The organism is Shigella sp. FC1661, from assembly GCF_001712525.1.
GTDB classification, from domain to species: domain Bacteria; phylum Pseudomonadota; class Gammaproteobacteria; order Enterobacterales; family Enterobacteriaceae; genus Escherichia; species Escherichia coli.
This window is the reverse complement of record NZ_MDGW01000608.1, coordinates 1-14,789: the sequence shown is the minus strand read 5'-3', so window position 1 is coordinate 14,789 and position 14,789 is coordinate 1. Positions and strand designations below refer to the sequence as shown.

The window sequence follows — 14,789 nt, the reverse complement described above, 5'->3', positions numbered from 1 at the left end:
GTCTTCGGTGAACGCACTCTGGCCACACTGGAGCGTCTTCTGAGCCTGCTGTCGGCCTTTGAGGTCGTGGTATGGATGACGGATGGCTGGCCGCTGTATGAATCACGCCTGAAGGGAAAGCTGCACGTTATCAGCAAGCGTTACACTCAGCGCATTGAGCGACATAATCTGAATCTGAGACAACATCTGGCAAGGCTGGGACGGAAGTCACTGTCGTTCTCAAAATCGGTGGAGCTGCATGACAAGGTCATCGGGCATTATCTGAACATAAAACACTATCAGTAAGTTGGAGTCATTACCCTGCTGAGCATCTATGAAACTGAATGCAACTTATATAAAAATACGTGATAAATGGTGGGGGCTTCCGCTATTCCTGCCTTTTTTAATCTTGCCCATTTTCGCCCACATTAATACTTTCGCGCATATTTCTTCCGGTGAGGTTTTTCTCTTTTATCTGCCTCTGGCACTGATGATCAGCATGATGATGTTTTTCAGCTGGGCGGCATTGCCAGGGATCGCCTTAGGGATTTTTGTCCGCAAATATGCAGAGCTGGGTTTTTACGAAACGCTATCATTAACGGCTAATTTTATTATCATTATCATTCTCTGTTGGGGCGGTTACAGGGTCTTTACTCCCCGGCGTAACAACGTTTCACATGGTGATACCCGTTTAATTTCCCAGCGTATATTCTGGCAGATTGTGTTTCCTGCAACGCTGTTTCTGATACTTTTCCAGTTTGCTGCATTTGTAGGATTACTGGCGAGCAGAGAAAATCTGGTCGGTGTCATGCCTTTTAACCTCGGGACTTTAATCAATTATCAGGCCTTACTGGTGGGTAATCTGATCGGTGTCCCGCTGTGCTACTTCATCATTCGGGTAGTGCGAAATCCATTTTATTTACGTAGCTATTATTCGCAATTAAAACAGCAGGTTGATGCCAAAGTCACCAAAAAAGAGTTCGCGCTCTGGCTACTGGCATTAGGTGCTTTATTGTTGCTGTTATGCATGCCGTTAAATGAAAAAAGCACAATTTTTAGCACCAATTATACCTTATCATTATTGCTGCCCCTGATGATGTGGGGAGCGATGCGCTATGGTTATAAGCTGATTTCTCTGCTCTGGGCGGTCGTGTTGATGATCAGCATCCACAGCTATCAAAATTACATTCCCATTTATCCTAGCTATACCACGCAGCTGACCATAACCTCCTCCAGTTATCTGGTATTCTCTTTTATTGTCAATTATATGGCTGTACTGGCAACCCGTCAGAGAGCGGTAGTCAGACGCATTCAGCGGCTTGCGTATGTGGACCCGGTGGTTCATCTGCCAAATGTTCGCGCCCTGAATTGCGCGTTGCGTGATGCCCCCTGGTCTGCGCTTTGTTATTTACGCATCCCTGGCATGGAAATGCTGGTTAAGAACTATGGCATCATGCTGCGGATTCAATACAAGCAAAAACTTTCTCACTGGCTGTCACCCTTGCTGGAACCGGGTGAAGATGTTTATCAGCTTTCGGGTAACGATCTCGCGCTGCGACTGAATACAGAATCGCACCAGGAGCGCATTACCGCACTGGATAGCCATCTCAAGCAATTTCGTTTCTTTTGGGATGGCATGCCGATGCAACCGCAGATTGGCGTCAGTTACTGCTATGTGCGCTCGCCAGTGAATCATATCTACCTGCTGCTGGGAGAGCTAAATACGGTCGCCGAACTTTCCATCGTGACCAACGCCCCGGAAAATATGCAGCGTCGCGGGGCAATGTATTGCAACGCGAATTGAAAGATAAAGTCGCGATGATGAATCGACTACAGCAGGCGCTGGAACACAACCATTTTTTCCTGATGGCCCAGCCGATTACCGGTATGCGTGGTGATGTTTACCATGAAATTCTTCTGCGCATGAAAGGTGAGAATGATGAACTGATCAGCCCCGATAGCTTCTTGCCGGTCGCGCACGAATTTGGTTTATCGTCGAGTATCGACATGTGGGTCATTGAGCATACGCTGCAATTTATGGCTGAAAACAGAGCGAAGATGCCCGCTCACCGTTTTGCTATTAATCTGTCTCCAACCTCGGTATGTCAGGCTCGTTTTCCTTTTGAAGTCAGTTGCTGGCTAAATATCAGATTGAAGCGTGGCAACTTATTTTTGAAGTCACCGAAAGTAATGCTCTGACCAATGTTAAGCAGGCGCAAATCACCTTGCAGCATCTTCAGGAATTAGGCTGCCAGATTGCGATTGATGATTTCGGCACCGGCTACGCCAGCTATGCACGGCTTAAAAATGTGAATGCCGATCTGCTTAAAATTGACGGCAGTTTTATCCGCAATATTGTGTCAAATAGTCTGGATTATCAGATAGTGGCATCGATTTGCCACCTGGCGCGAATGAAGAAAATGCGGGTAGTGGCAGAGTACGTTGAAAACGAAGAGATCCGCGAGGCGGTGCTCTCTTTGGGGATCGATTATATGCAGGGTTATCTTATTGGTAAGCCGTAGCCGTTAATTGATACGTTGAATGAAATCGAACCCATTCGCGAAAGTGCCTGAATAATGCGGGCCGCCATTTCTCGTCGGCCCGCAAAGCATTAAGCGGCGATTTCAGGTGTACTTTCTTCTTCAATTTTCAACCGCCAGCCAGCCACGCCTTCCCAGTATTCTTGCTCCTTTTCCAGATCAAGCAGTACCAACGCATTCTGACTAAACCAGTCATGCGGGAAACGCAGTGTCCAGTGACTGTCATCAGTAATCAGTGTCAATGTTGGCGGTGTGGTGGTTGCCTGACGTTGATTGTTGAGTAATACGCCAAGGCGCAATAGCTGAATCAGTGGCAGGAACTGTTTCTTCTTAAACAAGGTAAAGCGCGGCAGATCGTCGAGTTTAATCGCTTTGCGGTGATAGCGCACCAGTGTCGCCATCATCAGCTGCTGTTCCTGATTAAAACCCGGCAAGTCACTGTTTTGCAGAATATAAGCGGAGTGGCGATGCAAACCGCTGTGGTTGATATTCAACCCGACCTCATGCAGCATGGCGGCCCATCGCAGTAGCGCCTCCAGTTGCGGATGCGCCAGCTTCGGTTGCTGTTCCCGCCACTGTTCGTACATTTGCATAGTGGTATCCAGCACCCGTCGGGCCTGTTCGCTGTCGATGTGATACTGGTTGGCGAGGCTGCTGGCGGTGCGACTACGCACATCCTGATGACGGAAACGTCCTTCCATTTCGTACAGTACGCCTTCGCGTAACGCCCCGTCAGAAAGGCGCAGTTCACGGATGGCTAAAGCATCAAACACACCGCATAAAATCGCCAGTCCAGGAACGAAGACTGTTTTCCGCTCTTCGGAAAGACCCGGTAAACTCAGCGATGCGAAATTACGGTGACGTAAAACTTCTTTTACCAGTTTTTCCAGACGTTCCGGGGTAATTATTCCGTCTTTCTCGCCCATTTCCATTAACACTTCATGGGCGGCTTTTATGGTACCGGAAGCGCCCATTGCCACGTTCCAGCCCTGAATACGGAATTGCCAGGTTAAAGTTTCCAGTTTTTGTGCTGCCGCCATACGAGCGCGCTGAAAATTCTCTTTATTGATGACCCCGCCAGGGAAGTAAAGCTGGGCAAAGCTGACACAACCCATCCGGCGGCTTTCAACGAGAATCGGTTCGAAATTTTCACCAATCACCAGTTCCGTAGATCCGCCGCCAATATCAATAACCAGTTTGCGACCTTTCTCCGGTTGGGTATGTTCCACGCCCATAAAAATCAGACGGGCTTCTTCATTACCGGAAATAATTTCAATCGGGTAGGGAATGACCTTTTCCACGCGTTTCAGAAAGTCAGTGGCGTTCAGCGCCTGACGCAGCGTATGGGTGCCGACTATACAGACGCTGGCAGGAGAAAACCCTTGTAGCCGTTCGGCAAACAGCGACAGACAGTTCAAACCGCGCGTCATTGCCTCTTCACTCAACATATTATCTGGCCCCAGGCCGTCCGCCAGATGCACTCGCTGTTTCAGGCGGCCAATAATCTGCATGGCACCATCTACCACACGGGCTATGACCATGTGAAAACTGTTTGAACCAAGATCGACCGCAGCAAACTCCTGCGGACGAGGGGATTTATCGTGTATTGGCATAGGGTTATTCAGGTTGTTCGAGTGATTTGATGTAGTCGTAAATCGCCAACTGCGCCCGTACTTTGCGGCGATTGCCGCGGGGAACGTAGCGATTACTGAGTTCTTTATCGATATAACGTGCTTTGACCGTATCGCTGAACAATATGTCGATGATGTCCAGCACCCGCTGCTTCAGGTGCGGATCGAGCAGCGGTGTCGCCACTTCAATACGATAATCAATATTGCGCGTCATCCAGTCGGCGGAAGAAAGGTAGACCTTTTTATCGCCGCCATTTTCAAAAATATAAACCCGGTCATGTTCAAGGTAACGGTCAACAATACTGATGGCACGAATGTTGTCGCTAATGCCTTCCAGATTGGGGATCAGCGAACACATTCCGCGAACCAGCAGATTAACCGGTACGCCGGAGCTGGAGGCCGCATACAGACGATCAACCAAGCCTTTATCGACAAGGTTATTTAGCTTCAGGGTGATACCACTGGGCAGCCCTTGCTGCGCGTTGGCGATTTCGCGGTCTACCATTTCATATAACAGACGGCGAGAGTTTTGCGGTGACACCATTAAATAATCAAATGTCACTGGGCGGTATGGGTTTTCAATAAAGTTAAATACCCGCCGTACTTCGTTGGTGATACGCGCATCTGCGGTCAGCAACGAATAGTCAGTATAAAGACGCGCGGTTTTTTCGTTAAAGTTCCCGGTCCCGATGTGTGCGTAACGGACCACTTCACCGTTTTCTTTACGTGAAATCAGGAACAGTTTGGCGTGAATTTTCAGCCCCGGCGCAGAGAAGATAACGTGCACGCCTGCTTCGGTCAGGCGCTTCGCCCAGTGAATGTTGGCTTCTTCGTCGAAACGCGCCTGTAACTCAACCACCACAGTGACTTTCTTACCGTTATGTGCGGCGTGGATCATCGAGTCGATGATGCGTGAATCTTTCGCCACGCGGTAAATGTTAATTTTAATCGCCAGTACGCTCGGGTCGAACGAAGCCTGACGCAGCAGTTCCAGCACATGCTCAAAGGTGTGATAAGGATAATAGAGCAACACATCGCGTTCGCGAATGGCATCAAAACCATTGCGGAACTGGGCTTTATCAAACCAAATGTGGCGTAAACGCGGCAGTGGTTTGTTCACCAGATTGGCTTTGCCGACATTGGGGAAATTAATAAAGTCTTTAAAATTATGATAACGACCGCCGGGGACGATGGAGTCGTAGCGGGAAATAGTCAGTTTTTCGCGTAACACTTCAACCAGCGCATTGGGCATATCGCGCTGATAAACAAAACGCACCGGCTCAGCAGTTAAACGTTGCTTGAGACTGGAAGACATCAACTCCATCAGGCTGGCTTCCATCTCATGCACTAAATCGTATTCGGCATCGCGGGTCATCTTCATTGAATAGGCATTCAGCGCGTCATAATCAAAGAAGCCTTTGAAAATATCATCAAGGCAGTAACGCAGAATGTTATCCAGAAGAATCATCGGCTTGCGTCGACGCGGCGCTTCTGGCGGTAAATTCACAAAGCGCGGCACTTTATCTGATGGGATCTCCAGCAGCGCGTAACGGATGGTGTCTCCACGGATAATTTCCACCGCCAGATAGGTGTAATCATCCTTCAGGAACTGCACTAAGTCAGTGTCAGGATTGATTAAAATCGGCGTAATGTGCTGACGCAGATACTGCTTAAAATAATGACGAAGCCAGTTTTGTTGATTGACGGAGAGCTGGCGTTCATTAATCAGGAAGATCTGGTTGCGCGCCATCTCCAGCAATAGCTCGTTGTAGAGGCCGTCGAATTCCTGATCGGCTTTCAGCACCCGGGACTGAATTTTGCCCAGTAAATGGCGGGAATGAGAGTTGGAGCCTTGTTCTTCGCTAATAATGATGCGTCGCTTCAGTTCAGCGAAGCGGACTTTATAGAACTCATCAAGGTTATTGGAATAGATCCCCAAGAAACGCATCCTTTCAATCAGCGGGTTAGATTTGTCCGCCGCTTCCTGAAGCACGCGTTCATTGAACGATAACCAACTGAGCTCTTTTTCGATGTATAGCTTTTCCTGACCCATTACCACTTTTACTCCGTTTTATTCACGGGACACTGCCTGGATATTATGGCGAGCAATATTGGCAGATGTCCAACTATGCCAGAAAAGGGGGAAAAAAACTGCTGGAGCTTGCGATTTACAGGTGAATTGAAAAACGCCAGCGGCAGAGCTGGCGCTTTAACTACGGGGGCATTACTCGTCGGCAGCGTAGCCCTGCGGCGGCAGACGTTGACCATCCAGCCACGCGGCGTTTTCGTGCATTTTCAGACGACCATCGGCAAACCAGCTAATCACCAGTGGATAAATAGCGTGTTCCTGGGTTTGCACGCGGGCGGTGACGTCATCTTCCGTATCACCAGCAAATACCGGGACTTTCGCCTGTAAAATAACCGGGCCACCGTCCAGTTCATCGGTGACGAAATGCACCGATGTACCGTGCTCTTCATCGCCATTTTCCAGCGCCTGACGATGGGTGTGTAATCCGGGATATTTCGGCAGCAGAGAAGGGTGAATGTTCAGCAAACGCCCGGCATAGTGGGAGACAAACGCCGGGCTGAGAATGCGCATAAAACCAGCCAGCACGACCACATCGGGTGCGTACATGTCGATTTCATGAATCAACTCCCGGTCATAGGCTTCACGACTGTCAAACGCGCTGGCGATGAGCGTATGCGTTGCAATACCCGCCTGGCGGGCGCGTTCAAGGCCGAACGCGTCGGCCTTATTGCTGAAAACTGCCCGTACGGTGCCTTTAATTTTGTTGGTTTTACAGGCGTCAATAATTGCCTGTAAATTACTTCCGTTACCGGAAATAAGCACCACAATATTCATTATTCGATAACCACGCGTTGTTCGGAATCAGAGGCTTTGATGATACCGATTTTCCACGCGTTTTCACCGTTGGCATTGAGCAGGGCGAGGGCTTTGTCCACTTCCGGAGCAGGTAGGGCAATAATCATCCCGACGCCGCAGTTGAAGGTGCGATACATTTCATGGCGCTCAACGTTACCTGCCGTTTGCAGCCAGTTGAACACTTCCGGCCACTGCCAGGAAGATTCATCAATCACTGCCTGAGTATTATCTGGCAATACGCGTGGAATGTTTTCCCAGAAGCCGCCGCCGGTCAGGTGCGCAATGGCATGCACATCGACCTTTTCAATCAACTCCAGCACTGACTTCACGTAAATGCGGGTCGGTGCCAGCAGATGATCGGCTAATGGCTTACCATCAAGTTCGGTGGTTTGCGGATCACAACCGCTGACTTCAAGAATTTTGCGCACCAGCGAATAGCCGTTCGAGTGCGGACCGCTGGAACCGAGTGCAATCAGAACATCGCCGTCGCTGACTTTAGAGCCGTCGATGATTTCTGATTTTTCTACCACGCCCACGCAGAAACCCGCGACATCGTAATCTTCACCGTGATACATCCCCGGCATTTCTGCCGTTTCGCCACCCACCAGTGAACAGCCCGATTGCAGACAACCTTCCGCGATGCCGCTGATCACCGCTGAAGCGGTATCAACATCCAGTTTTCCGGTTGCGTAATAGTCGAGGAAAAACAGCGGTTCTGCACCTTGCACCACCAGGTCATTAACGCACATGGCGACCAGATCAATACCAATGGTGTCGTGACGTTTTAAGTCCATTGCCAGACGCAGCTTGGTACCTACGCCGTCAGTGCCGGAAACCAGCACGGGTTCACGATATTTTTGCGGCAATGCACACAGCGCACCGAAGCCGCCCAGACCGCCCATCACTCCGGACGACGCGTTTTCTTCACTACGCCTTTGATTCTTCCAACCAGAGCATTACCCGCGTCAATATCAACACCGGCATCTTTGTAGCTAAGAGAGGTTTTATCGGTCACTGCTTGGGTCCCCACGCGTTACTTGCGGTAGAAAAATAAAATTCGGCGCAATTCTAACAGGGAAAGCAAACGTTTGCGAGACTGCTTTGCACAACCTTTTTGCACGTCTTTTCCCCAGACGCGCGGCGAAAGAAGACTTGTGCCAGGGCAAAGGTTAGTTTTCGGATGGAATGATCTTCTTTCATAACCATTTGAATATAAAATAACTTTATCTCAAATCGTTATCATTTTGACTAAAGTCAACGAAAAGAATATTGCCGCCTTGAAGAAAGGAGGTATAATCCGTCGATTTTTTTGTGGCTGCCCCTCAAAGGAGAAAGAGTATGAAGATCGTGGAAGTCAAACACCCACTCGTCAAACACAAGCTGGGACTGATGCGTGAGCAAGATATCAGCACCAAGCGCTTTCGCGAACTCGCTTCCGAAGTGGGTAGCCTGCTGACTTACGAAGCGACCGCCGACCTCGAAACGGAAAAAGTAACTATCGAAGGCTGGAACGGCCCGGTAGAAATCGACCAGATCAAAGGTAAGAAAATTACCGTTGTGCCAATTCTGCGTGCGGGTCTTGGTATGATGGACGGTGTGCTGGAAAATGTTCCGAGCGCGCGCATCAGCGTTGTCGGTATGTACCGTAATGAAGAAACGCTGGAGCCGGTACCGTACTTCCAGAAACTGGTTTCTAACATCGATGAGCGTATGGCGCTGATCGTTGACCCAATGCTGGCAACCGGTGGTTCCGTTATCGCGACCATCGACCTGCTGAAAAAAGCGGGCTGCAGCAGCATCAAAGTTCTGGTGCTGGTCGCTGCGCCAGAAGGTATCGCTGCGCTGGAAAAAGCGCACCCGGACGTCGAACTGTATACCGCATCGATTGATCAGGGACTGAACGAGCACGGATACATTATTCCGGGCCTCGGCGATGCCGGTGACAAAATCTTTGGTACGAAATAAAGAATAAAAATAATTAAAGCCGACTTTAAGAGTCGGCTTTTTTTTGAGTAAAGCGCCTATAACACATAATACAGAGGATAATACTATGACGCGCCGTGCTATCGGGGTGAGTGAAAGACCGCCACTTTTACAGACAATCCCGCTTAGTTTGCAACATTTGTTCGCCATGTTTGGTGCAACCGTCCTGGTGCCCGTCTTATTTCATATTAACCCGGCGACTGTACTGTTATTTAACGGTATTGGAACGCTGCTGTATCTCTTCATCTGTAAAGGGAAAATTCCGGCTTATCTTGGTTCCAGCTTTGCCTTTATTTCACCGGTATTGTTACTGTTGCCGTTAGGGTATGAAGTCGCGCTGGGCGGCTTTATTATGTGCGGCGTGCTGTTCTGCCTGGTTTCTTTTATCGTGAAGAAAGCGGGGACCGGCTGGCTGGACGTGCTGTTTCCACCTGCGGCAATGGGCGCAATCGTTGCCGTCATCGGTCTGGAGCTGGCGGGCGTAGCTGCCGGTATGGCGGGTTTACTCCCGGCTGAAGGGCAAACGCCAGACTCCAAAACCATCATCATCTCTATTACCACCCTGGCGGTCACGGTTTTAGGTTCTGTGCTGTTTCGTGGTTTCCTGGCAATTATCCCGATTTTAATTGGCGTGCTGGTGGGCTACGCGCTCTCTTTCGCAATGGGAATTGTCGATACCACGCCGATTATTAATGCTCACTGGTTTGCGCTGCCAACCCTCTATACGCCGCGCTTCGAGTGGTTTGCCATTCTGACTATTCTGCCAGCGGCGTTAGTGGTTATTGCCGAACACGTAGGGCACCTGGTAGTAACGGCTAATATCGTCAAAAAAGATCTGCTGCGCGATCCAGGTCTGCACCGTTCGATGTTTGCTAACGGCCTGTCGACCGTGATCTCCGGCTTCTTTGGCTCCACGCCAAATACCACTTACGGAGAAAACATTGGCGTGATGGCGATCACCCGTGTTTACAGTACCTGGGTTATCGGCGGGGCGGCGATTTTCGCTATCCTGCTTTCCTGCGTCGGTAAACTGGCTGCCGCTATCCAGATGATCCCATTGCCGGTGATGGGCGGCGTTTCACTGCTGCTTTATGGTGTCATCGGTGCTTCCGGTATTCGTGTTTTGATCGAATCGAAAGTGGATTACAACAAAGCACAGAACCTGATCCTGACTTCCGTGATTTTGATCATCGGCGTCAGTGGCGCGAAGGTAAACATCGGCGCGGCGGAGTTAAAAGGTATGGCGCTGGCGACCATCGTCGGTATCGGCTTAAGTTTGATTTTCAAACTGATCAGTGTGCTGCGCCCTGAAGAAGTGGTGCTGGACGCAGAAGAGGCGGATATAACAGACAAATAATGTACCGACCGGGCAGTGTTGCTGCCCGGTTCAAACATCATGGGATTCTGTGGTAAACTTCTCGCGATTTTGTGAAATCCTGGTTGAGGTATCTCTGAACACACCGGCACAGCTCTCTTTGCCACTTTATCTTCCTGACGACGAAACCTTTGCAAGTTTCTGGCCGGGGGATAACTCCTCTTTACTGGCCGCGCTGCAAAACGTGCTGCGTCAGGAACATAGCGGTTACATCTATCTCTGGGCACGCGAAGGCGCGGGGCGCAGCCATCTGCTGCACGCGGCTTGCGCGGAATTGTCGCAGCGTGGCGATGCGGTGGGCTATGTCCCGCTGGATAAACGCACCTGGTTTGTTCCGGAAGTGCTCGACGGTATGGAGCATTTGTCGCTGGTTTGTATCGACAACATTGAGTGTATTGCAGGCGATGAGTTGTGGGAGATGGCGATTTTCGATCTCTACAATCGAATTCTGGAATCGGGCAAAACACGGTTGTTGATCACCGGCGATCGTCCACCGCGGCAGTTGAATCTGGGATTACCGGATCTCGCGTCGCGACTCGACTGGGGGCAGATCTACAAATTGCAGCCACTTTCTGATGAAGATAAGTTGCAGGCGCTACAGTTACGCGCGCGTTTGCGTGGTTTTGAACTGCCGGAAGATGTGGGGCGTTTCTTGCTGAAGCGGCTCGACAGAGAAATGCGCACGCTATTTATGACGTTGGATCAGTTGGATCGTGCGTCGATTACCGCGCAACGTAAGCTGACCATTCCGTTTGTGAAAGAAATTCTGAAGTTGTAGATAAGGTGTTTATTGTCGGATGCGGCGCGAACGCCTTATCCGAACTACGCGAAGTTAATCCATAGTATTCGTAGGCCGGATAAGACATGGCAAGCGTCGCATCCGGCAATGTGCTTCAACTAGCGATGGAGCACATCTTAACCCACGATTTCCAGTACCTGCTCCGGTGGACGACCAATCCGCGCTTTGCCATTCGCGACCACAATCGGGCGCTCCATCAGCTTCGGATTATCCACCATTGCCTGAATCAGCGCCTCTTCGCTAAGCGAACTGTCAGCCAGGTTCAGTTCTTTATAAAGATCCTCTTTCTGGCGCATCAATTCACGGGCGCTATTCATCCCCAGCATTTTCAGCAAATCGCGCAGCGTTGCCGCATCGGCGGGTGTCTCAAGGTAGAGTACCACTTCTGGCTCCACGCCGTTTTCTTTCAGCAGGTTCAGCGTTTCCCGGCTCTTTGAACAGCGTGGGTTATGGTAGATTTTTACCTGTTTGGTCATTGTTCTTCCTTTAATGCGAATTACATCTTGGTATAAGGCTTAAAGCGTTCCTGCAGCTGGCGCAACTGGTCGATGCGCGCATCGTAACGCGCTTGTTGCAGGCTGCCTAATTTCACCTGCGAACTGGCGCTACTCAACAGCGAAATGGCCTGATCGAGTCGTCCGGCGAGCGCATAACCTTCTGCTCGCGCAGCCAGCTCCTGATCGCGGTTATTTAGCGCGGCTTCCGCCTGTGCCAGTAAATCCCAGCCGTTGCTGTCATCTTTATTATTAAAGGTGTAGCGATTGAGAATATTGGCCGCTTCTTGTGGTTGACCGCCTTGCAGATAAGCGTTTGCCAGGTTGAGCTGCAACACCGGATTGGTGCGCAAATCACGGGCATTTTTCAGGCGATTGATTGCCTCATTGGCTTTGTTTTGCCCAAGATCGATATCGGTAGCCAGATCGAGATACCATGCGTTGCCAGGTTCTGCCGCCAGTAACGGTTGCAGCGTTTTACGCGCCTCGTCGTATTTATTGGCTTCCATCGCCTGTAAAGCACGACCATATTGCGCCGCTCGTTGCTGACGAACGTTTCCTTTCGCCCATTCATCCAGCAAATCACTGGTGAGCTGGTTACGTCCGGAATTATACATCCCCAGTGTGCGCGCTTTCGCCAGATAGAAATCTTCCGACGACTGCACCACCATCGGTCGCATCTGATTAGCACGGTTGCGGGCATCTGCCAGACGACTTTCCGGCAACGGGTGAGTCAATAAAATTTCCGGCGGGCGCGAGGAGTAACGCGCCTGATCGAGTAATTTTTCGAGGAAGGTTGGCATCGCCTGCGGATCGAATCCCGAGCGTTGCAGCACCTGAATACCAATGCGGTCCGCTTCCTGTTCATTTTGCTGGGTGAAACTGATCATCCCCTGACGCGTTCCCGCCAGTGTACCGGTCAGCGCCGCCATCCCCGCCTGCGGACTGGCCATCGCCAGTAAAATAGAACCTAACGCGCCGACCCAGGTCAGCGGCGCGCTGCGCTGCTGATCTTCCATCGCTCGCGCCAGGTGACGTTGGGTGAGGTGGGAGATTTCGTGCGCCATAACTGAAGCCAGTTGACTTTCGTTATCGGAATAACGGAACAGGGCAGAGTGCAGCACCACGTTGCCGCCAAAGAAAGCAAAGGCGTTAATTTCGTCGTTGTTGATTAGAAAAAAATGAAACGGTGTCTTAACCGAATTGGCATGCGAAACCAGACGCATCCCCAGCGAATTAATATATTGCGTTAACAGCGGGTCATTAATTAACGGCGCGCTGCCGCGTAGCTGGCGGACATAATAGTCGCCCATCTGCATTTCCTGACCAATGGAAAGCGTGCTTCCTGCGGAGGTTCCCATATCCGGCAAGGTGTCTGCGTTGTCGGCAAACGCCGGGGCTACCTGACCAATGGTCATAGCAGCAATGAGGGTTGCAACCAGGTTTTTTTTCAACTGCCTGAACATAACCTCTATCCTGTATTTCTGAAGATAGTCATTTGACCGATACTGTGAAATATCGTTCCCACCGCGCCGCCTTTGAGTGTAACGGCGAAGATTAGCCCACTCAAATGACTTTTCAGTTTCCTGAATCCGTCATAAAAAGCGAAGTCTTTTTTGTGACATTTCGATACAATTGCGGATCGCAATCCCGCTCTTGAGGTTCAGGGAAGGTTTTTATGCTCGAAATGTTGATGCAATGGTATCGCCGCCGTTTTAGCGACCCGGAAGCGATTGCCTTGCTGGTTATTTTAGTTGCCGGATTTGGCATTATCTTTTTCTTTAGTGGCCTGCTTGCTCCGTTGCTGGTGGCTATTGTGCTGGCCTATTTGCTGGAATGGCCAACCGTGCGCCTGCAATCTATTGGCTGCTCCCGCCGCTGGGCGACGTCGATTGTATTGGTGGTTTTTGTCGGTATATTGCTACTGATGGCGTTCGTGGTACTGCCTATCGCCTGGCAACAGGGCATCTACTTAATCCGCGATATGCCGGGGATGCTCAATAAGCTTTCTGACTTTGCCGCCACGTTGCCGCGCCGCTATCCGGCGTTAATGGACGCGGGCATTATTGATGCAATGGCCGAAAATATGCGCAGTCGGATGCTGACCATGGGCGATTCGGTGGTGAAAATTTCCCTCGCCTCGCTGGTCGGTTTGCTGACCATTGCCGTCTATCTGGTGCTGGTGCCATTGATGGTCTTCTTCCTGCTGAAAGACAAAGAGCAGATGCTGAACGCCGTTCGTCGGGTGCTGCCGCGCAACCGTGGACTGGCAGGACAGGTGTGGAAGGAGATGAATCAACAAATCACCAACTATATCCGCGGCAAAGTGCTGGAGATGATCGTGGTGGGGATCGCCACCTGGCTGGGGTTCTTGCTCTTTGGGCTGAACTATTCGCTGCTGCTGGCGGTGCTGGTCGGCTTCTCGGTTCTTATTCCGTACATTGGCGCATTTGTGGTGACCATTCCGGTGGTTGGCGTGGCGCTATTCCAGTTTGGCGCAGGCACGGAATTCTGGAGCTGCTTCGCGGTGTATCTGATTATTCAGGCGCTGGACGGCAACCTGCTAGTACCGGTGTTGTTCTCCGAAGCGGTTAACCTGCATCCGCTGGTGATTATTTTATCGGTGGTGATCTTCGGTGGTTTGTGGGGATTCTGGGGCGTATTCTTCGCCATTCCATTGGCGACGCTGATCAAAGCCGTGATCCACGCCTGGCCCGATGGGCAAATCGCGCAAGAATAATCTTCAGCCCGACGAACTGTTTCGCCGGGCTGATTTTTCAGGATTCCTGACGTAAATAAATAGCCCGATAACACATACTCACCAGCACTGCACCGCCGATAATATTACCCAGCATCACCGGGAGCAGATTGGCGGTAATAAAATGGCTGACCGTCAGTGCCGGAAAATTGTCTGCGCTACTGTGCGCCAGTTGCCAGAAGGGGGGTGCCCCTATTAAGTTGTCAAGCATGTTATGACCCCTGCGGGGTATAAAAAGTCCCGTCGTGCATCATGGCGAACAGAACGTCGCAGCGTCGTCTCGCCAGGGCGATAAGCGCCTGATTGTGTCGTTTTCCCTGACTCATTTTGCGGGTGTAGTAAGCCC

At 50.7% G+C, this 14,789-nt stretch carries 9 protein-coding genes and 5 pseudogenes; 6 read left to right on the top strand and 8 right to left on the bottom strand.

The features are described 5' to 3' along the window. Nucleotides 1–285, top strand: a pseudogene (locus tag BFF42_RS26355) (IS1-like element IS1X2 family transposase); the annotation flags it as partial. Between the two features lie 28 nt (nucleotides 286–313). Next, nucleotides 314–2,501 (top strand): annotated as a pseudogene (gene pdeF / locus BFF42_RS26350) (cyclic-guanylate-specific phosphodiesterase PdeF). An 89-nt stretch (nucleotides 2,502–2,590) separates the two neighbouring features. Here pdeF and ppx read toward each other — a convergent pair. The 4 genes and pseudogenes from ppx to purM all read right to left on the bottom strand — a co-directional run bounded on the left by ppx (nucleotide 2,591) and on the right by purM (nucleotide 8,049). Further along, nucleotides 2,591–4,132 carry an exopolyphosphatase gene (gene ppx, locus BFF42_RS26345; protein WP_001121370.1) on the bottom strand — a complete coding sequence of 514 codons (1,542 nt, stop codon included), beginning with the start codon at nucleotides 4,130–4,132 and terminating at the stop codon, nucleotides 2,591–2,593. A 4-nt stretch (nucleotides 4,133–4,136) separates the two neighbouring features. Next, nucleotides 4,137–6,203, bottom strand: a complete 2,067-nt coding sequence (ppk1, locus tag BFF42_RS26340; protein ID WP_000529575.1) for a polyphosphate kinase 1 — start codon at nucleotides 6,201–6,203, stop codon at nucleotides 4,137–4,139. 171 nt (nucleotides 6,204–6,374) lie between these two features. Next, the gene (purN, locus tag BFF42_RS26335; RefSeq protein ID WP_001028618.1) at nucleotides 6,375–7,013 is read right to left on the bottom strand and encodes a phosphoribosylglycinamide formyltransferase; all 639 of its coding nucleotides are present in this window, start codon (nucleotides 7,011–7,013) and stop codon (nucleotides 6,375–6,377) included. Next, nucleotides 7,013–8,049: pseudogene (gene purM / locus BFF42_RS26330) on the bottom strand (phosphoribosylformylglycinamidine cyclo-ligase). The gene purN and the pseudogene purM overlap by 1 nt, the downstream one beginning before the upstream one ends. A gap of 323 nt (nucleotides 8,050–8,372) precedes the next feature. Here purM and upp point away from each other — a divergent pair. The 3 genes from upp to BFF42_RS26315 all read left to right on the top strand — a co-directional run bounded on the left by upp (nucleotide 8,373) and on the right by BFF42_RS26315 (nucleotide 11,170). Then, nucleotides 8,373–8,999 (top strand): uracil phosphoribosyltransferase, encoded by a 627-nt coding sequence (upp, locus tag BFF42_RS26325; protein ID WP_001295473.1) that lies wholly within the window; start codon nucleotides 8,373–8,375, stop codon nucleotides 8,997–8,999. An 85-nt stretch (nucleotides 9,000–9,084) separates the two neighbouring features. Then, nucleotides 9,085–10,374 carry a uracil permease gene (gene uraA / locus BFF42_RS26320; protein ID WP_005026368.1) on the top strand — a complete coding sequence of 430 codons (1,290 nt, stop codon included), beginning with the start codon at nucleotides 9,085–9,087 and terminating at the stop codon, nucleotides 10,372–10,374. Nucleotides 10,375–10,468: 94 nt separating this feature from the next. Further along, entirely contained in the window at nucleotides 10,469–11,170 is a 702-nt protein-coding gene (locus tag BFF42_RS26315) for a DnaA inactivator Hda (RefSeq protein ID WP_001307333.1), read from the top strand. 137 nt (nucleotides 11,171–11,307) lie between these two features. Here BFF42_RS26315 and arsC read toward each other — a convergent pair whose 3' ends face one another. Further along, the gene (gene arsC / locus BFF42_RS26310) at nucleotides 11,308–11,667 is read right to left on the bottom strand and encodes an arsenate reductase (glutaredoxin) (protein ID WP_000166449.1); all 360 of its coding nucleotides are present in this window, start codon (nucleotides 11,665–11,667) and stop codon (nucleotides 11,308–11,310) included. A gap of 20 nt (nucleotides 11,668–11,687) precedes the next feature. Then, entirely contained in the window at nucleotides 11,688–13,151 is a 1,464-nt protein-coding gene (gene bepA / locus BFF42_RS26305) for a beta-barrel assembly-enhancing protease (protein WP_000489639.1), read from the bottom strand. Nucleotides 13,152–13,363: 212 nt separating this feature from the next. Here bepA and BFF42_RS26300 point away from each other — a divergent pair, with 212 nt between their 5' ends. Beyond that, nucleotides 13,364–14,425: an AI-2E family transporter gene (locus BFF42_RS26300; RefSeq protein ID WP_000892044.1), complete on the top strand. Its 1,062-nt coding sequence runs from the start codon at nucleotides 13,364–13,366 to the stop codon at nucleotides 14,423–14,425. A 37-nt stretch (nucleotides 14,426–14,462) separates the two neighbouring features. Here BFF42_RS26300 and BFF42_RS26295 read toward each other — a convergent pair. Both BFF42_RS26295 and BFF42_RS26290 read right to left on the bottom strand, forming a co-directional pair. Then, nucleotides 14,463–14,627: pseudogene (locus BFF42_RS26295) on the bottom strand (formate/nitrite transporter family protein); the annotation flags it as partial. Between the two features lie 28 nt (nucleotides 14,628–14,655). Then, nucleotides 14,656–14,789, bottom strand: a pseudogene (locus BFF42_RS26290) (IS110 family transposase); the annotation flags it as partial.

Coding starts and splice junctions, on each gene's coding strand:
- ppx (WP_001121370.1), bottom strand. CDS start 4,132: ATGCCAATACACGATAAATCCCCTCGTCCGCAGGAGTTTGCTGCGGTC.
- ppk1 (WP_000529575.1), bottom strand. CDS start 6,203: ATGGGTCAGGAAAAGCTATACATCGAAAAAGAGCTCAGTTGGTTATCG.
- purN (WP_001028618.1), bottom strand. CDS start 7,013: ATGAATATTGTGGTGCTTATTTCCGGTAACGGAAGTAATTTACAGGCA.
- upp (WP_001295473.1), top strand. CDS start 8,373: ATGAAGATCGTGGAAGTCAAACACCCACTCGTCAAACACAAGCTGGGA.
- uraA (WP_005026368.1), top strand. CDS start 9,085: ATGACGCGCCGTGCTATCGGGGTGAGTGAAAGACCGCCACTTTTACAG.
- arsC (WP_000166449.1), bottom strand. CDS start 11,667: ATGACCAAACAGGTAAAAATCTACCATAACCCACGCTGTTCAAAGAGC.
- bepA (WP_000489639.1), bottom strand. CDS start 13,151: ATGTTCAGGCAGTTGAAAAAAAACCTGGTTGCAACCCTCATTGCTGCT.
- BFF42_RS26300 (WP_000892044.1), top strand. CDS start 13,364: ATGCTCGAAATGTTGATGCAATGGTATCGCCGCCGTTTTAGCGACCCG.